Source organism: Moorena sp. SIO4A5 (genome assembly GCF_010672005.1).
Lineage (GTDB): Bacteria > Cyanobacteriota > Cyanobacteriia > Cyanobacteriales > Coleofasciculaceae > Moorena.
In genome coordinates this window covers 1-17,545 of record NZ_JAAHHZ010000127.1, presented here as the reverse complement: position 1 = coordinate 17,545, position 17,545 = coordinate 1, and the positions used below count along the sequence as shown (strand labels likewise).

The following is a 17,545-nucleotide window of genomic DNA, read 5'->3' as shown; positions in this document are numbered from 1 at the left end:
CGGTTGCTCGTAACTTTGCACTCAATATCTATCGCTCTAATCACTTCTCAAATATGGCCCAGGCAGAGCGACGGTGCAAGTTTGGACTAGACACACTCAAGCGCATTTTTAGAATGAAATAGCCCTGCATCGTCAATTAATCCGTATCCACTGGGAAAACGTAGCCCCTTGACCACAATAGTTATTTTCCTCATCAATGAGATTCCAGACGATAAAATCTAAAATCTGGAACCGTTTACCAGTGCTAGAAATGCGGACACCTTGAGAGTTGCTAATATAGCCCTGGCTTGTCACTTGGTTAAGCAGGCGTAAGCGCTCCTCCCTTTCCATTGGCTCAGCTGAATATCTCGAAGGCATCTGAGTCAATTGGTTCCAATCCATTTCCCACAATTCCAAAGCTTTCCGATTGCCATAGTTGTAAATGGGGTCTGATTCAGTGTTGTGAGAGAAGACGGCAAAGGGAGCTTCAAATAGTGCCTGTGCAATTTCGATAGGTAAGCCACTGGTATCGATTAGAGAATGCCCTGTCCAATGATGAAAGCTATTGATTAGACGTTGGCTCTGGCGAATTACTGGGTCTTGTTGCCAAGGAAATTGGAGCTCAGTGTTCATCGGTTTATTATTGTGTACAGATTTATCACCCTTAGGAAACTATAGTAATCGTGACGCTCCTACACTCTCCTAACGGGTGAGTGTAGGCTTCTAGCACTCCTTAGAGCTACTAGAACTTGCTTCAAGGTACTATTAGTTAGAGAACTATCAACAACAGGATTCCCTCTACGCCGTTTTATAGTGGGGAACACGCCCAGCCCCACTCGTTTTAGGTTGATTGCGGCATTGATATCGCGATCGACCATCAGCATTTCTTGCTCATCCCAATACTCGCGGATAGAGCAGTCAGTAAATACAAACTCGTCTCGATAGCTCAACAGTTGAGAGGTATAGACAGGGTTACACTTTTTCGTTACTGCTCCAGCTTTTCCAGCTATGTAGGCCAGTATCTCAAAGAACTGTCCAAACCCTGCATCCGACCAAGACTTGTTTAATCCCGATTTTGCGGACTGTCCATTAGGCAAATATCCACCATTACTATCTGGCTTGGGTTTATTTCGTTTCTTTAAACCAGAAAGGTTCAAATTTTCATAATAGAAAACTTTTTTTCCGGTTCTAACCAGGAGATGAGCTGTTTTATAGGCATGATCCTTTCGGCTCCTAGCGATCCGTTGATGTATTCTCCCTTCACGCGATTGCAGCTTCCTCCGAGCTTTACTCCCTTTTTTTCTGGCATTCTTTTTGGTTTCTACCTTTTTGATAACAGCCTGATTTTTGCGGTAAGACTTAAGTGAGGGTAGCTTAGTATTTTCAGATGTCGCCAGATAATCATCTCCGTACAGGACTGCATCCAATCCCATGGTATTATTCCAAGTAGGAGTAACACTTTCTGGTTTAAAAGTTGGGACTGTAGGATCCTCTAAACATAAGGTCGTGTACCAACCATCGGCTTTTTTGGTTATTAGGATATTTTTGAGTTTAAACCCGTCAGGTAACGGACGATGGAGTCGGACTTTAACCCACCCTTTGAGCTTTGTTATCTTCAGCCATATCCATTTATTCTCGATTCTGGCTACAGTAAAAGAGCCTTTACCTTCTATTTTTAAAGTTCTGTATCTAGCTTGATTTTTGAATCGAGGTTTTCCGCTACGAGTACCCGTTTTATCGCCCTTGATGAATCGATTGAAAGCTAGGTCTGCTCTTTTACATACGTCCTGTAAAGTATTTGCCGGAACTCGGGTAAAGTCCAGCAATTCCCATGAGTGGACAACTGTTACCAAATCTTTTTTCCAGATTGGCAGAAGCTTTTTTTGACTAAAGTAACTGGGATTATCTCTAAGCTCTGGGAGGTAAGTAATCAACGGACAAGAATTAACACCAGTACGGTTTTCATTCCACCACCGCCAGCGATCGCCTAACTGCCAGTTATACCAGTAACGACAAATTCGTAGCCAATCGTTTAGTTGTAATTTTTGTTGAGTAGTTGGATCAGCTCGGTATTGGTAGTTGAGCAGTATAACAATCACCTCTTGGCTTTTATTGCGCTTTCATATATATAGATAATAACAATCTTTCCGAAAAGTTTCAGCATCTGTGTTTACTCCCATAAAAAGCTTTTATGATTTACTTATGCCCGCATTCCTCTCACGTCTCATCCGATAGGGGAGCGTGAGAGGAATGCGGTTCCAGCTGAACTCCTGCAACTTCTTGATTACTCGGCTTCCCCAATCAGGGTAAAAGCTGCCCATTCCACTGGATTTGGGTACTGTTTAAGAGTCGTAAGCATGGCTTGACGCAGAGCAACTGCTTTGTCAGGTGTTTGTTGTAGCTGGCGATAGAATTCAATCATCAGGTCAGCTGTGGAGTCATCAGGTACTTTCCAGAGGGAAACAACCACACTAGGTACACCAGCAGCAACTAAAGAACGGGATAATCCAATCACGCCATCACTGGTAACTCTACCTCTACCAGTGTTGCAAGCACTTAAAACTACTAACTCAGCACTAAGCTTGAGGTCGAGTATTTCACTAGCACTGAGAAAACCTTTATCTGTTTTAGTCGGAGCAAGGGCGATCGCTCCTGGTAAACCTAATCTCTGGAAGTCATTCAGTAAGCCGTGAGTAGCTAGATGTATGATCTTTGCCCTTGACATTTGCTCAACAACTGCTTTCTTGGTGGCTTGATTGCCAATCAGGGCTTGAGTATTGAACATCTCAGCGATCGCTAGCGCTTCTGTTTCTGTTCCAGGAAGAGGGGGCAAACCTTGAGGCATAGTGGGATTACCAATTACTAGCATCTCTTCTCCAGAAACCAGTTGCCGTTGCTGGTTAGTTAAATCCAGCACCTGAATCGAGGGAGCAGTGAGCATAGTATGTTTTTCGATCAGGTATTGACCAGAAGCGTCTTGTAGTGCTGGGAAAGGTACTAGAAACAAGGATTCGTGGGGAATAAAAGTAACACGAGCTTCGGGATTAGTAGGTAAGAGTTCCGCAATTGGTTCAATGAGCAGTTGATGCAGTTGTTTTAATCGTTCAGTTTGACCAGCTCTCTCTGTTTTAGTCAATCTTTCTCTGGGAACTAAATCAACTAGGGATGGGCTTCTTCTTAAAAAAATCGATTTACGAGTGATAACAACCAATTCTTTCAGAGATGTATCCAGATTAGTTAAATCAACCTGACGAAAAGCGATTTTACCTGTAGGTTTAATTACCCAAATGTAAAGCTCTTTGTCTTGAAGTTGCCGCACACCTTGGGCTTCGACAACTTCTTTGATAATCGAGTATAAAACTATTGTCGAGTTTTGTTTTTCAGTAATTTTTTTAATTTGTTTGATCTTCGGAGGAGCAATCGGTTTGTGATTTTTGAGGTTTGGTTCAGACTCTGATAAACCTCTCGCTAATAGTTCAACAAAGGCTCTTGATCGTCCTCTTTCAGTAATTTCTAGGGCTTGATTGAATTGTTTTCGTTCTACTAAATACTCTTGTAAAGTGCTATAAGTTGTTTCATGAGTTTCAAATATTGATACTCTCTCAAGGTCATTGCTGCCTAAGTTTGACCGCAAAGACTCCCAAATTTCAATGGCAGCAAAGAGAGCCTCATTTGCTTCTTGAGGATTTCCGGCTTGATAGAGAGCATCACCTAAGTTACTCAAAGCTCGTCCCTTGGCGTGGCGATCACCTAGTTGCTTGGCAATTTCTAAACTCTGGCGTTGGTAGTTTACTGCTTGGTTGTAGTCTTCTAGAGCATGGTAAATTATTCCCAAATTTTCTAGGGCTACTAACTCTCCATAGTTATCTTGCAGTTTTTGTGCGATCGCTAAACTCTGCTGAGAGTATTCAATTGCTTGGTTATAGTCGGTCAGAGTATAGTACAGCAAGCTCAAATTAGATAATGCTCTTGCCTTTCCAGGTAGGTTATCGGATGTTTTAGCGATCGCTAAACTTTTTTCTTTGTATTGAAGTGCTTTGGTATATTCCTTCTTAGCGTAGTAAGCTAATCCGAGATTGCTTACTATATTCCTTTCCAGCTCAGACTCATTGGTTGAGTTTAATAGTTCTAGACCCTGTTTATAGTATTCAATAGCTTTGTCATAGTTTCCTATTGCGCCATAAGCGGCTCCTAAACCACTAAAAGCTTGTGGTTTTCTTCTTAAGTTTGGGTCTGATTGGGCAAGATTAAAATGCTGCTTATGATAGTCTATAGCTTTGCCATAGTCTCCCAATCTATAGTGAGTTACTCCGAGGTTATGCAAAGCTTTTGCTTCTCGCAATTGATCGCCACTTTTTCGTGCAAATTCTAAATTTTTGTCATAGCATTCGGCAGCTTTAGTGTAATCTTTGGCAGCAACTTGTATAGAAAATCCTTGAGGATTTCTGAGCAATTGTTCTTCTGCCAGACACTCTGTAATTTCCAGTACCAGGATTGTCAGTCGTTCTAGTTCAATTGCTGGAGTCTTGTTTGACCTCTTGCTCTGATTGACCGCCACATCTGATCGATTAACTTGGGTTGGCAAGGCAGAGTTTTGATTGTCTGACCTTGGTGATGGTTTTCCTGGGGAAGGATTGGGAGGATTTACAGGATTTACAGGATTTACAGGTTCAATAATTACTGTTGTTGAAGGTTCTGGCGGTAGTAGTGCTGGAAAATCTGACTGTAGTTGTGGTGGTAGGGTTGGTAATGGATTTGGGTCGATGACTGAAGCAGGTTCAATAATGGGTGGCTCTATAGGCAGGAACGCTGGAGCTTCAGGTACTACTGGGACTGGAGATTCTGAACTTTTTATAGTAGAATTCTGGTTTCTGAAATCTAGAATGGAAATAATAGTAGAAGTAGCAGTAACATTTCCTTTACTGATGTCACTACCAGCAACAAGAGTAACATTGCCACTCTCACCATTGCTACTAGCAGCATTTATATCACCAGCATTAATACTTCCCTCTGTAGCGAATAATTGAACCTCTCCTCCTTTACCTTCCACAGAGGAAGAATCAACTACCCCAGCACTAGTATCAATATTTCCTGTATCGCTAACAGCAGTAATATCACCACCATCACCATTATTACTGGAAGCATTGAGACTCCCGGTAGTGATATTACCTTCTGCTTTAAGGTCAATATTTCCACTATCACCACTTACCGCCGTTGAATCCAGTGTGCCACTACTAGTATCAATCTCTCCTTTTCTACTATTGAGGAAAATTCTTCCACCATCCGAGGTAATTGATGCTGTCCGAATATTACCGTCTGCTTCAATAACTACTTGCTGACCAGCGCTGATATCCTGCACTACTACATCGCCAGGATTAATACTTCCCTCGGTAGCGAATAATTGAACCTCTCCTCCTTTACCTTCCACAGAGGAAGAATCAACTACCCCAGCACTAGTATCAATACTTCCTCTATCGCTTACGGCAGTAATATCACCACCATCACCATTATTACTGGAAGCATTGATACTTCCGGTAGTGATATTACCTTCTGCTTTCAGGTCAATATTTCCACTATCACCACTTACCGCCGTTGAATCCAACGTGCCACTACTAGTATCAATCCCTCCTTGTCTACTATTGAGGAAAATTCTTCCACCATCCGAAGTAATTGATGCTGTCCGAATATTACCTTTTGCTTCAATAACTACTTGCTGACCAGCACTGATATCCTGCACTACTACATCACCATCTTCCACCTGGATACCAGAACCTATCAGTTGTACTGTTCCATCACGATTTACCTCAATTCCTGTAGCATCACCGCCGCCAACTGTCAGCAGTTCGGGTAGGGAAAGGGGAGTGAAGGGAACAGTGGCAGAGGGGGAAACTTCTAAACTCAGAATATTACCTGGCTGGGAAATACGGAGTAAATTTTCTCCAGGCACAGCCTCAATAGTAACTTGACCACCAGGGGCAGTAAGAGTGCCATTACTGATCACAGTACCACCTACTAAGGTTAAATTCTGCCCCTCTTTAACTGCTAAATCAGCTAAATTGATGATCCCACCTGGTTGGGAAACAGCAAAATCAAAAGTATTGGGCTTGCCTACCAAGGAAGCATAGTCATTGCTACCAATGGCGTTAAACCAGCCGCCATCAAAACCAATACCAGTAGCAGTGGTGGCGGTAAAAGAAGCAGGTAGATCGATGCTGGCACCAGCACCAAAGACAATCCCAGCGGGGTTGATCAGGAATAAATTGGAATTACCCCCTGTAACCTGGATTAAGCCATTAATTACAGAAGCATCACCACCAGTCACTCGCCCTAGGATATTTTGGATATTAGGATGAGAGAGAAAGATGGCAATCTGACCTTCACTCAGACCAAATTTCTGGAAGCTGTGAAAGAGATTCGCACCATCTCCCGACAGCTTACCGCCATCAATGTTGAATTGGTTACCCTCAGGGTTGACAACAGTACCAGTACCATCGTTGGCTTCAACTATCGGTTGCGCCTGCACAGGGGTTGGCAACGGGCAACAGCTCAAATAGGTTGAAGAACAAACAAGCAGGAAAAACTTAGTTGCTGCTGATCTTCCCTTACCCATGATCTGGCTCAACAGGTTAAGACAGCTCAATGTTAGTCTCATAAGTTATGGAATTCATCGAGAATCTGGGTCGAATACACCCTTTTCAAGAAAGTAGACCTAGATTGAACAGGGGGTTACTAGAGCGGATTTGGTATCAAAGCTCTACAGCTTCATTCTTTCGGAGAAATCCCCCTTGGGATGAGGACACTTTATTTAATTTTAGAGAAATATCGATCATCTCAGTTTCCTTTAAACTATGTATTTATCAGGGCTAATGCCTCCCTTTTATGCAGATTGTTGGTTTTTGTCACAAAACTTTACATACTTGACTTTACATATTAAACTATATATAATTTACTTTAAACACATACTCTAGGGCGTGTCTGCTTGCCTCAATAGCCCTAAACCAATAATTCCTCCAACTCCTGTTAGTGTAAAAACTCTTAGTTAAGTTCGATTACCTAGCAGTTTATCCCGCAGCTGGTTAATGCGATCGCGTAACTTGGCTGCCGTTTCAAATTCCAAGGTCTTTGCTGCTTCCTTCATCTGTTCTTCTAACTGATTAATCAACTCCGGAATCTTCTCCAAAGGTACATCATCCACCTGTTCAAACACCGCTTCCAACTGTTGGGAATTCAACCGTCGGGAGACATCCAAAAATGTCAAAATCGGGTTGTTTGCGGTTTTGCGAATCGGCTGTGGTATAATGTTATTTTTGATATTATACTCAATTTGAATCTTACGACGGCGATTAGTCTCATCAATCGCTTTTCTCATGCTTTTTGTAAAGGTATCAGCATACATAATGGCTTGCCCTCGGACATGACGTGCTGCTCTGCCTATAGTTTGAATAAGCGATCGCTCTGCCCTGAGGAACCCTTCCTTATCGGCATCCAAAATTGCTACCAGAGAGACTTCTGGCAAATCCAACCCTTCTCGCAACAAGTTAACTCCAACCAACACATCAAATTCACCCTGGCGCAACGCCTGCAAGATTTCAATCCGTTCAATAGAGTTAATATCCGAGTGTAAGTAGCTTACTCGAATATCCCGTTCTTGCAGATAGTCTGTCAAATCCTCAGCCATGCGCTTGGTTAAGGTTGTTATCAGCACCCTTTCCTGACAATCCACCCGCTGCTTAATCTCAGCCAACAAATCATCGACTTGACCTGCTGTAGGACGAACAAAGATTTCTGGGTCAAGCACTCCGGTAGGACGAATGATCTGTTCCACGACTCGTCCTTGAGATTGTTCCATCTCCCAATCCCCAGGAGTAGCAGAGACAAAAATACACTGATTCACCTTTGCCCAGAATTCCTCTGCCTTCAGGGGTCGATTATCTGCTGCACTGGGTAAGCGAAAGCCATGGTCAATCAACACTTGCTTTCGAGCGCGATCGCCATTGTACATTCCCCGAATTTGCGGCACCGTAACATGGGATTCATCCACTACCAAAAGCCAATCTTCGGGAAAATAATCAATCAAACACTCTGGTGGTTCCCCAAGCTGGCGTCCAGCCAAGTGACGAGAATAGTTTTCCACACCATTGCAGTAACCAATTTCGAGCAACATTTCCAAATCATAGCGGGTACGCTGTTCCAACCGTTGCGCTTCTAGCAAGTTACCAGTTTGCTCCAATTGAGCCAAACGTTCCTCAAGTTCTGCCTTAATAGCATTACAAGCTTCTTCCAACCGTTCATCGGGAGTAACAAAGTGACGAGCAGGGTAAATATTTACGCCCTCTACACTTTGGAAAATTCCACCGGTAACTGGGTCAACGTAGTGAATAGCATCAATTTCATCTCCGAAGAATTCTACCCGAATAATTCGGTCTTCATAAGCCGGACCAATTTCTAATACATCCCCCTTCACCCGGAACCGTCCGCGTCCCAATTCTAAATCATTCCGGGAATACTGTACTGAGACTAAATCCCGTAAGAGTTGGCGTTGGTCAACTTCGGTATTTACCCGCAGAGGAATCGAGGCTTTTAAGTATTCTGAGGGGATACCCAAGCCATAGATACAGCTAATGGAAGCCACCACAATTACATCCCGCCGTTCAAAAAGCGATCGCGTAGCTGAGTGCCTCAGCATATCAATTTCATCATTAATTGAAGCGGTTTTCTCGATGTACGTGTCAGTGACCGGGATATAAGCTTCCGGCTGGTAGTAATCATAGTAGGAAATGAAATACTCCACCGCGTTATGGGGAAAAAACCCCCGCAATTCGTTACATAACTGGGCAGCCAAGGTTTTGTTGTGGGCAAGTACTAGGGTAGGTTTGCCGACTTTTTCAATTACCGATGCCACGGAGAAAGTCTTACCTGTCCCCGTAGCACCCAGTAGAGTTTGGATAGGGTTGCCAGCCTTGAGGTAAGTGGTGAGTTGGGAAATAGCTTGGGGTTGGTCCCCTGTTGGTTTAAAAGGGGCTTCGAGGTTAAATAGCATCTTAGATTCTGGCACAGCTAAAAAAAAATCCGTAAAAATACTATCTATAATTTCATCATAATTTTTATACATTGATAGGTACTGATGGATAGATTATTACCCAAAGTCAAGAGATAGTTTTAATACTTGCCCAAAATCCGGAGGGTAGGATGACAACTATCTGCTTAACTGCTAATCCCTTAAAGGGTTATCGTTACGGATAAAGGATAATAGGTCATGGGTAATGATTAATGGGTAATTATACCAATTTTATAGCCATCACCGTTTATCATTTACCATCGACTCTCCCGTCTTTAAGTGGAGAGCATTTTTATCTTATCCTTAATCAGCTAAGCTTTTTTGAACCAATACTTATTAATTTAGGATTAAAAATATTGAATATATTCGCACTTATTAATTTTATCAAAATTATCCACATATTAATTCTCAAATTTGGTAATGGTTAATCTATAATAACGAAGGGTATTATGAGTAACGATTAAACCTGATAACGAACCAATGAATATCGATAAGTATATGTGGTATTAATTTTATAAAAAATCAAGTATAAAATCCAGGTCTTTTGATTAATTTAATCTCAACATAAAAAACTATTTTTTAGTAATTATGAATGATAGAAATGCTATTCAGCGGATTGAAATATTGCTAGTGGAAGACAATCATGGTGACGTAGACCTGACCAAAGCTACTTTGAAAAATAGCAATATCCGCAACAATCTGCAGACGTTTAGCAATGGTAAGGAAGCTATGGCATTTCTACGTCGAGAGTCCCCTTATACTAAGGCACCCCGTCCCGACGTAATTTTGCTGGATTTGAATCTACCAGTGATGGATGGTCGTGAAGTGTTAGCACAGATCAAATCTGATCCAAAATTGAGTCTGATTCCCGTGATTATTCTCACCTCCTCAGATTCTGACCAGGACATCCTCACAAGCTACAAGCTAAACGCCAATGCCTACGTCACTAAGCCCCTTGAATTAGAGCAGTTTGTAAAAGTATTGAAGTCAATTGAAAATTTCTGGCTAAGTATTGTTAAACTGCCACCAAAAAATTAAGCATTTCCAATTCATGGTATAGCGTTTGTATCTGGTAATAGGTAATAGCTAATAGGTAATTGGTAGTTGATGATTACCAATTACCTATTACCCATTACCAAAAATCCCAAGACTATGTCTTGATGCAGTCGCTCATGGGGGAAACCCCCAAGACCGCGCTGCATCGCTTTGATAACTGATTAATCGGACTTGATCGTAATAGTCAATTGGCAATTAACAAATTTAAATTGCTGTTGGTATACTACAAATCTTCACTGAGAACTTCATGGAAAGCAAACCCAGGGGCAGCCAGTACAAAGACAATGGTAGGAAGACCAGCAGTTTTTAGCTGTAAACTTTCGTAATATTGAGTAAACTTATCGTCTGGTGTAGCCATACCCATAAAGATTAAGTCAGCATCAGCCGATGACTCATGAAGAATAGTATTAAAAGAACGCCCTTCGGAAACCAGCACCTGACAAACAACCCCCATCCGCAACTGTTTCACCCAATTACTTAGGTTTGCCCGTGCTGCTTGAGCTGCTATTTCATTAGGAAGCACCAACTTGAGGTAAATCTCAGCATTTTGCCACTTCAGGTCGCTGCGCAATAGATAGGCGAGGAGCAACATCAGGCTACCATTGGCTTGCTTACCGCCCCACCAAACATCAATCCGTTGACGACTACCGAAACCCTGCTCCCGATTTTCCCGCAGAATCACTACATTACGCTTTGCTTGGTGTATGTGAGTAATCAAGCGACAGTAAGGCTGGCGGCGGCTAAGGGTTTCGTTATCCCCGAGTAAAACTGTATTGGGCACTAGTGGTCCTATACCGTAAGTTTCCACCAGTTGCCGGGCTCCGGTAAAGGGATCCGGTGCTGTTACCAAGCGCACTAGAGCTTGTACACTGCGCCGTTCGAGATACTCACTGATGGTTTGTTCTAACTTTGCCTGCTTAGCAACACTATGGGAACTACTGGGTAAAATACTCGAAACGGTCACTAAACCGCGATTATGGGTCAGAGCATCGGCTAACTCTATCAAAGACCATCGTTTAGTGGGAGCTCCCGAAAGCACCAAGATGTGGGGTCGCCAGTTTTTCGGATCAGGGTGATGACTAATCTGAAAAATACCAGTGCGCAACAGTGCCATCCAAATCCCCCGGCGTACATCCCCCCAAGCCGTGCGCAGTTCCCGCTGCTGTAGCCAAAGGTAAACCCCCAAGACAATAACAGCTGCTGCCACTGTGGCAAAGGCATTGATCAAAAACATCACGATCAGGCAACCCAATGCCCCTAACAGTGACAGAAACCAGTTAACTTTAAAGGAGGGTCGGAACGAAGGACTTTGCAAAAAGCCCTCAATGCCAGCTGCTACATTCAACACCAGATAGGTGGTCAGAAAGAACATACTTAGCACTGGTGCAATGATATCTAATTTACCAAGGCAAACTGCAGCAGTAGCTATTCCCAAGGTTACAGCGGTGCCAATCCGTGGTTCATCATCTCGTCCACTACCCGTACCTAGAAATCGCATCCAACGGGGTAATACTCCATCTCTAGCTAGTGCCTGTAAAATCCGGGGAGCCCCTAGAATACTCCCTAAGGCACTGCTGAGAGTAGCACCCCATACCCCGAGTAGGATTGACGGACCCCAAAATGCCATTTGCCTCATAATCAGAGGATTGCCAATTAGGGCATCTCCCCCCACCCGCATTGATAGAATAATTGGTACGATCATATAAACGGCATATCCTGTACCTACAGCTGCCAGAGTACCGATGGGAATGGCGCGGATCGGGTTGCGTAGATCACCGGACATATTCACCCCAGCCATGATACCGGTCACGGCAGGGAAGAAGACAGCAAAGACACGCCAGAAGGATTCTTTGGAGGTCACCCACAGCTCAATATTAGCTACATCATAAGGGTAATCATGGTTACCGACGAATAGAGCAATCAGGGATAGCACTATCGCAGCCATAATAAAGTATTGAATGCGGATGGCGAGGCTAGCGGAAGTCAAAGCCAGTATTGCCACTAAAATAGTAGTAATTAGCGCTACATAAAGCTGGTTGAGCTGGGGAAAGGTCTGAACTACGCTCTCGGCAAAACCAATAGTGTATAAGGCGACTGAGAGAGCTTGGGCAAAGTAAAGGGGAATTCCTACGGCACCGCCAGTTTCAATTCCTAGGGAACGGCTAATCATGTAATACGCACCACCAGCCCTAACAATGCGGTCAGTTGCGATCGCAGAAATAGACAGAGCCGTCAAAAAGGTAATACTGGTGGAGAGGGTAACAATGATGAGGGTACCCACTAAACCAACATTACCAAGTACCCAACCAAAGCGCAGGTACATAATAACCCCCAGGATGGTGAGAATCGACGGAGTATAGACCCCACCGAATGTTCCCAAACCTGAAGTTTTTTCCTGAGTAGGCTCGACAACAGGAGATGAGCGGCGACCAAAGAATAACTTCATATATCTAAAACACGAATATAGTGCATTAAGCTAATCTGAATATAGGGAATAGGGAATAGGGAAGAGAGATTTTCATTCCTTTGTTGTCGGCGAAACGCCCATGGGTTTCTGACTTGAAAAAGCCGTCGAGGCAAGCAAGTGCGTTAGTCCTCGGTAAAATACCAGAGATGTTCATACTTTGTTCTTTGTTGTAAATGCATTTTTGATGGGGGTATAGCTGGAAAATTTTTCAAGTCCTTGGCAGACAATGTCAGTTGGTGAATTGATCATGGTCCATGAACAACTCCACCAGTTCTACCCCCAAGCCACCAACATTGCAACTCAAGGATGTTACAAGGTTGGTAGCCTCGGCTTTTGGTTCAACATTGGATGAATTTCACACCACAGGACTAACTGCTGTCATGGGGTTTTGGGCAAACAAGTAGAAACTGCTAATGGAACGAAGAGAACAGAAACGATAGTCTTTTAATCTGACAGTCTTTTAAGCTGACTACAGAATTAACTTGCTAAATTCCCAACTTTATGCACCCCAATCACGAATTTAAGACATTTTTTGCTCAATGACCAATAATTACCCAATATGGGTAATATCAACTCCGGTTAATCACTTCGTTGATCAATCCAGTCTTCAAGAAGAGCGCCAGTGTGTTGTACTTAACCGGACAATTCTATGTAGAATTCTGTTGGGCTAGATAGTCAGCCCACAGCCTGCGATACCATTCAACTGTAGCGTGAATGACAATAAGCACTATGGAGCCTGATTCTCTACCGACAGAGTTAATTTTGACCCACCCACCTCAGACCATTGGCAATGTTCAACTGGATTGGATACCTCAACCCGGTAACTATCTCGACTTTAAAGGTAAAACCTACACAGTTTTAGAGCGCCGCCACCGCTACTGTCTTAAGTCAGGGCGCTATCGTTTGCATAAAATTGCTCTGTATGTGCAGTCTTCTGGACACCCTAGTGAAAAAAGCCTGCTCCAGGGGCGTTGGGTGATTGGGGATGCCAGCTGTTATTTCAATGCTCACTCTGAATTGATTCGTTGTGCAGTCAATCCAGACGGACCATGTGATTCTTGCCGCTTTTACGAACCCTTGAAAACCGCAACTAACTAACTAACCATTACCTAGAACTTCTCCTACTTCTAAACGCATACCATTGGCAAAATCCCAAGCCGATTGAGCACGTTTGCCAGCTAGTTGCACTTGCTGCAACAACAACACTCCCTTTCCAGTTTGAATAATTGGACCGATTCCCTTCGCAATCTTGACAACTTCTCCAGGACGACCTGAACCAACATCAAGAGTAGACCACTCCTGCGATCGCATTTTTAACTGTGAAGGCAACTCGGATAAGTAAGCCGAATCTAAGGGAACAGTGGCACTGATTTTCAGAGATTTACCCCGAAATGAGGTGACGCAGTTCGGGAAAAATCCCCGGATCTGATTGTGTAACTCCAAGTTAGACCGTGACCAATCTAGGCAATAATCTGACTTTTGAATCAGTGGTGCATAGGTAGCCTCAGAGTCATCTTGAGGAATTGGTTGGATTTGCTGTAACTCTCGCTTCAGGAGAGTTTCAATCAACAAATCAGCTCCCAAATTACTCAGAGTTTGTGCCAAATGTTCGGCAGTATCCAATAGTCTGATTGGTGTATACGCTTTCAAGAGCATTGCTCCAGTATCCATGCCAGCATCCATCAACATCGTTGTGATGCCCGTTTGGGCTTCACCATTATAAAGACACCACTGGATCGGAGCTGCTCCCCTATACTTAGGCAAAATTGAGCCATGTACATTGATACAACCTACCGTAGGCATATCCAGAATCTCTTGGGAGAGAATCTGCCCATAGGCAACCACCACAAAAACATCAGCCTTTACCTGCCTTAGCTGAGTTAGGGTTTCCCTATGCTTTTTCAGGCGCTGCGGTTGCCAAACTGGTAGTTTATGTGCTAATGCTATTGATTTCACTGGGGAAGGAATCAGCTGGTTACCACGTCCTCGACGCTTATCCGGCTGAGTCACCACACCCACCACCTCAAATTCAGGATGGTTCAACAAACCTTCCAAACAAGGTAGAGCAAATTGGGGAGTACCAAAGAATACAACTCGCATCTAGAAATTACCAATAACTAATGGGTTGTTCGCGTAGCGTGGCCAATAGGCCAAGGTTAGCTGGTTGAAGGTTAGCTGGTTGAAGGTTAGCTGGTTGAAGGTTAGCTGGTTGAAGGTTAGCTGGTTGAAGGTTAGCTGGTTGAAGGTTAGCTGGTTGAAGGTTAGCTGGTTGAAGGTTAGCTGGTTATACATCCAGATTTGAGTTGTTAAGGCTCTAATCTTCAACCTACCCTACAAGGGACGCCCAAGGGAAACAACCAAATAACTTTCAACCAAATAACCTTCTAACCTTATAACTAATGACTAATCCACAGCAATTTCCACCCTACGATTGCGTTGCTGATTAACCTCAGTATCATTAGCTACCAGAGGACGAGTTTCTCCGTAGCCAATAATCAGCCAACGGTATGGATCGTCTAAAGCGCTACTAAGATACTGCTGAACTGCTTTGGCACGCTTAAATGAAAGGTTTCGATTCTCTTTGGCTTCGCGGGGGTTGTCGGTGTGGATAGCAATCCGGATTGTACTACTGGGATAGGCTTGCAAATCTGTGACAATTTTGTCTAGGATCAAACCTGCTTCTGGACGTAACGTACTTTTACTTTCCTGAAATAAAATATCACTGGGCAATGTGACTTTCAACTTATCGGCAGCCGAGGCAGCTAGTCGATTACCATTGCTATTACCAACTAATGCAGCATTGCTACTTGAAGTCGATGGTTCCTTCAGAAGCAAAGTGATCCCTTGGATGCGCCTTTCAACAGATTCATTCCCTCCCGAGGTTCCCAATTGAGTTTCCAACATTGTCACGTCCTCACTCAATCTCTTCAGTCGCTTGTCTAAATCACTTAGCTGAGCTTTGACCTGGACTCTTTGAACCGGTGTCAATTGTTTTAGTGGATTGGCTTCCGTTGGTTCCCGAATTGAACTAAAATTGAGAAACGTTGATTCTCGCTTGTTATCCAGATGCTCCAGTAATTTTAAGATCAGGGGTTTTTCTGGATTCGGGTTAGGGTAAGCATTGGCAACAACAATGCCAAATATCACGGCCAAGCCACTCCCTACGCCTAGCAGTAGTAGCCTGAAAATTAAGATTAGTAGGCAGTTCAGTATACTTATTGAGGTTTCAGGTCTGGTATTGGTGTTGGAAGTAGCGGGTTGAGTCACACCGAATTTTGTTAGATCTCCTTCAACATAATGAGGCAGGATGCTCCAATTGTACTCCGTTAGGGGTCAAACGCGGGTATTTAACATTATAGAAGAATTCAAAAAAACAAGGTTGAATTCCAAATGGCTATCATAACACTAAAACCTCCAAACCAACCAGTTAATTCCAATGTCAAGCCTGACAACTTTTGTGTGAGGGCTACCCACTTCAGCCAAGACCTCTTAGGGGAAGGAAAGAGTGTTAATTTTTTATTTTTCCCTGGCTTATTTTCTTTGTCTGCCTTCGGTAGCTTGATAGTGGAGGGTTTAGCCAACTGACTGAGTCGAAGTGTAAGAAACCCGGTTCGTAATTCAGGGTCGGACGGGGTAGTTGATCACTTTTTAACCTTTTAAATTTAAATTTAAGGAACTATATTCTAGTTTCTTGGGGTTGCTCCTCTAACTAGAAACGCTAATTAGTAACTGAAAAACCAATCAATGTTGAAAAGGCAATTGAGTTTAGCAGGATGGCTTAAAAATCAACCACTAGGACTGTTGTTAGCAACTTTGATGTTGATAACATCTAGCCTATATGCCGAGAAAGCCAAGGCTAATGAATCCTTAGTAGCCAGTCAATCATCGGTGCTATCTTCCCAGCCTTTAAGGGAAGTAACAGAAGCTATCAAACCTGATCTAACCGAACCATACGTTCAGAGTGACCCACTCAATAGCCCTTATCCTATTCCTTGGAATTGGGTCTTGGAAACCCATGCTGAACTGGTTGCTAATCAGAGTTTTGGGTTTAGGTACTATCGCAGCCAATCACTAGTGTCTCCTGATGGCAAGTATGCTGCCTATAGTCGCATTCAACTACAAGGACAGCCGGAACTATACCGCAGCCGCATCAGTAGTGTGATGTTTATAGAAAATTTGCAGACTGGACATTTGCGCATCATCACTGCATCTTCTCCCTTAGCTAACCATCATAATGATGATAAATTAAGCGGCGCAATCGCTATTCTGATTCCCGTGTCTTGGACAGAATCAAGCGATCGCCTTCTAGGGCGGCAATTTGAAGGTTTTTTTAATAGCTCAGATGGTTCTGATTACGCAGTAATTTGGGATCGGAACCAAAATACGGTGACCACCTTGGCTCCTGAGCGCATCCATTATACTAACGCACTGTTGCTAGGCTGGAGTCAAGCTAATCCAGATCAAGTGCTATTTCAGGCTGGTGAGTTGGGCAATGAGTATTGGCCAATGTGGTCTGTTGAACCCAATGGTTACACTGCTCTTACCTTTGAGGATGAACCTATGGTTTATGGTGAATCAGTAGAACACATTTGGTCTGGTTCCCAGGCACGCTGGTAATCTCAAAGGATGAAGGATGAAGGATAAATTTTCATAATTCATCCTCCACACTTCATCTGTCCGCCTCCCGGTCGTCTCCAGCTATAATCTTTGAAAAGCGCGGTGAGACGTGCCATATAAACACCTGGGGTTTCCCCAGGTGACAGGCACTCAGGAAAGGGAGGACAGGGTCTAAATCGTATAGGCATAACCATCCTTTCTGTGAATAAATTGACAATACTTATGACTGATTCCTTGCACCAGTTACGGTCGATGTCCCCTATTAAGGGGAGCACCTCCGCTTCAGAACTGGGCGTGAGACTTTCACCTCACCCAGCTCCTGGGTAAACTCAGTCTTTTGACCGGCCTTTCGGCATGCTCCAGTGTAT

At 43.5% G+C, this 17,545-nt stretch carries 14 protein-coding genes; 5 read left to right on the top strand and 9 right to left on the bottom strand.

What is annotated here, in order from left to right; translation table 11 throughout:
- Positions 1–132 precede the first annotated feature (132 nt).
- The 4 genes from F6K57_RS27515 to uvrB all read right to left on the bottom strand — a co-directional run bounded on the left by F6K57_RS27515 (position 133) and on the right by uvrB (position 9,019).
- Positions 133–612, bottom strand: a complete 480-nt coding sequence (locus F6K57_RS27515) for an MEKHLA domain-containing protein (protein ID WP_293020945.1) — start codon at positions 610–612, stop codon at positions 133–135.
- A 59-nt stretch (positions 613–671) separates the two neighbouring features.
- The gene (locus F6K57_RS27510) at positions 672–2,078 is read right to left on the bottom strand and encodes a transposase (protein ID WP_364304311.1); all 1,407 of its coding nucleotides are present in this window, start codon (positions 2,076–2,078) and stop codon (positions 672–674) included.
- 185 nt (positions 2,079–2,263) lie between these two features.
- Positions 2,264–6,631 carry a CHAT domain-containing protein gene (locus tag F6K57_RS27505; protein WP_293071610.1) on the bottom strand — a complete coding sequence of 1,456 codons (4,368 nt, stop codon included), beginning with the start codon at positions 6,629–6,631 and terminating at the stop codon, positions 2,264–2,266.
- A gap of 387 nt (positions 6,632–7,018) precedes the next feature.
- On the bottom strand, positions 7,019–9,019 hold the full coding sequence (uvrB, locus tag F6K57_RS27500; protein ID WP_293071612.1) for an excinuclease ABC subunit UvrB: 2,001 nt from the start codon (positions 9,017–9,019) through the stop codon (positions 7,019–7,021).
- Between the two features lie 606 nt (positions 9,020–9,625).
- Between uvrB and F6K57_RS27495 the strand changes: the two genes are divergently transcribed.
- A complete protein-coding gene (locus F6K57_RS27495; protein ID WP_293020937.1) occupies positions 9,626–10,075 on the top strand; it encodes a response regulator in 450 nt (149 codons plus the stop codon).
- A gap of 241 nt (positions 10,076–10,316) precedes the next feature.
- Here the strand turns inward: F6K57_RS27495 and F6K57_RS27490 are convergent, their stop codons facing one another.
- Together F6K57_RS27490 and F6K57_RS27485 are read right to left on the bottom strand one after the other, a co-directional pair.
- Positions 10,317–12,539 (bottom strand): amino acid permease, encoded by a 2,223-nt coding sequence (locus F6K57_RS27490; RefSeq protein ID WP_293071609.1) that lies wholly within the window; start codon positions 12,537–12,539, stop codon positions 10,317–10,319.
- A gap of 25 nt (positions 12,540–12,564) precedes the next feature.
- Positions 12,565–12,714 carry a hypothetical protein gene (locus F6K57_RS27485; protein ID WP_293071608.1) on the bottom strand — a complete coding sequence of 50 codons (150 nt, stop codon included), beginning with the start codon at positions 12,712–12,714 and terminating at the stop codon, positions 12,565–12,567.
- A gap of 100 nt (positions 12,715–12,814) precedes the next feature.
- Here F6K57_RS27485 and F6K57_RS27480 point away from each other — a divergent pair, with 100 nt between their 5' ends.
- Both F6K57_RS27480 and F6K57_RS27475 read left to right on the top strand, forming a co-directional pair.
- Complete coding sequence (locus F6K57_RS27480) at positions 12,815–12,964, top strand: hypothetical protein (RefSeq protein WP_293020934.1); 150 nt, start codon at positions 12,815–12,817, stop codon at positions 12,962–12,964.
- A 325-nt stretch (positions 12,965–13,289) separates the two neighbouring features.
- On the top strand, positions 13,290–13,658 hold the full coding sequence (locus tag F6K57_RS27475) for a DUF6464 family protein (RefSeq protein ID WP_293071611.1): 369 nt from the start codon (positions 13,290–13,292) through the stop codon (positions 13,656–13,658).
- On the opposite strand, the gene fmt is transcribed toward F6K57_RS27475, so the two are convergent.
- The 3 genes from fmt to F6K57_RS27460 form a co-directional block, all read right to left on the bottom strand.
- The gene (gene fmt, locus F6K57_RS27470; RefSeq protein WP_293071607.1) at positions 13,659–14,660 is read right to left on the bottom strand and encodes a methionyl-tRNA formyltransferase; all 1,002 of its coding nucleotides are present in this window, start codon (positions 14,658–14,660) and stop codon (positions 13,659–13,661) included.
- Entirely contained in the window at positions 14,661–14,852 is a 192-nt protein-coding gene (locus F6K57_RS27465) for a hypothetical protein (RefSeq protein WP_293071606.1), read from the bottom strand. It lies immediately after the preceding gene.
- Between the two features lie 111 nt (positions 14,853–14,963).
- Positions 14,964–15,707, bottom strand: a complete 744-nt coding sequence (locus F6K57_RS27460) for an OmpA family protein (protein WP_293040097.1) — start codon at positions 15,705–15,707, stop codon at positions 14,964–14,966.
- Between F6K57_RS27460 and F6K57_RS27455 the strand changes: the two genes are divergently transcribed.
- Entirely contained in the window at positions 15,694–15,822 is a 129-nt protein-coding gene (locus F6K57_RS27455; protein WP_287266765.1) for a hypothetical protein, read from the top strand. The two genes, F6K57_RS27460 and F6K57_RS27455, sit on opposite strands and share 14 nt — an antisense overlap.
- Positions 15,823–16,304: 482 nt before the next feature.
- Positions 16,305–17,177 (top strand): hypothetical protein, encoded by an 873-nt coding sequence (locus F6K57_RS27450; RefSeq protein ID WP_293071605.1) that lies wholly within the window; start codon positions 16,305–16,307, stop codon positions 17,175–17,177.
- The last annotated feature ends 368 nt before the right edge of the window (positions 17,178–17,545 follow it).

Excerpts from the sequence above, each read along its gene's own strand:
- F6K57_RS27515 (WP_293020945.1), bottom strand. The coding sequence starts at position 612 with ATGAACACTGAGCTCCAATTTCCTTGGCAACAAGACCCAGTAATTCGC.
- F6K57_RS27465 (WP_293071606.1), bottom strand. The coding sequence starts at position 14,852 with ATGTATAACCAGCTAACCTTCAACCAGCTAACCTTCAACCAGCTAACC.
- F6K57_RS27485 (WP_293071608.1), bottom strand. The coding sequence starts at position 12,714 with ATGAACATCTCTGGTATTTTACCGAGGACTAACGCACTTGCTTGCCTC.
- F6K57_RS27450 (WP_293071605.1), top strand. The coding sequence starts at position 16,305 with ATGTTGAAAAGGCAATTGAGTTTAGCAGGATGGCTTAAAAATCAACCA.
- fmt (WP_293071607.1), bottom strand. The coding sequence starts at position 14,660 with ATGCGAGTTGTATTCTTTGGTACTCCCCAATTTGCTCTACCTTGTTTG.
- F6K57_RS27495 (WP_293020937.1), top strand. The coding sequence starts at position 9,626 with ATGAATGATAGAAATGCTATTCAGCGGATTGAAATATTGCTAGTGGAA.
- F6K57_RS27505 (WP_293071610.1), bottom strand. The coding sequence starts at position 6,631 with ATGAGACTAACATTGAGCTGTCTTAACCTGTTGAGCCAGATCATGGGT.
- F6K57_RS27490 (WP_293071609.1), bottom strand. The coding sequence starts at position 12,539 with ATGAAGTTATTCTTTGGTCGCCGCTCATCTCCTGTTGTCGAGCCTACT.
- F6K57_RS27475 (WP_293071611.1), top strand. The coding sequence starts at position 13,290 with ATGGAGCCTGATTCTCTACCGACAGAGTTAATTTTGACCCACCCACCT.
- uvrB (WP_293071612.1), bottom strand. The coding sequence starts at position 9,019 with ATGCTATTTAACCTCGAAGCCCCTTTTAAACCAACAGGGGACCAACCC.
- F6K57_RS27455 (WP_287266765.1), top strand. The coding sequence starts at position 15,694 with ATGCCAAATATCACGGCCAAGCCACTCCCTACGCCTAGCAGTAGTAGC.
- F6K57_RS27480 (WP_293020934.1), top strand. The coding sequence starts at position 12,815 with ATGAACAACTCCACCAGTTCTACCCCCAAGCCACCAACATTGCAACTC.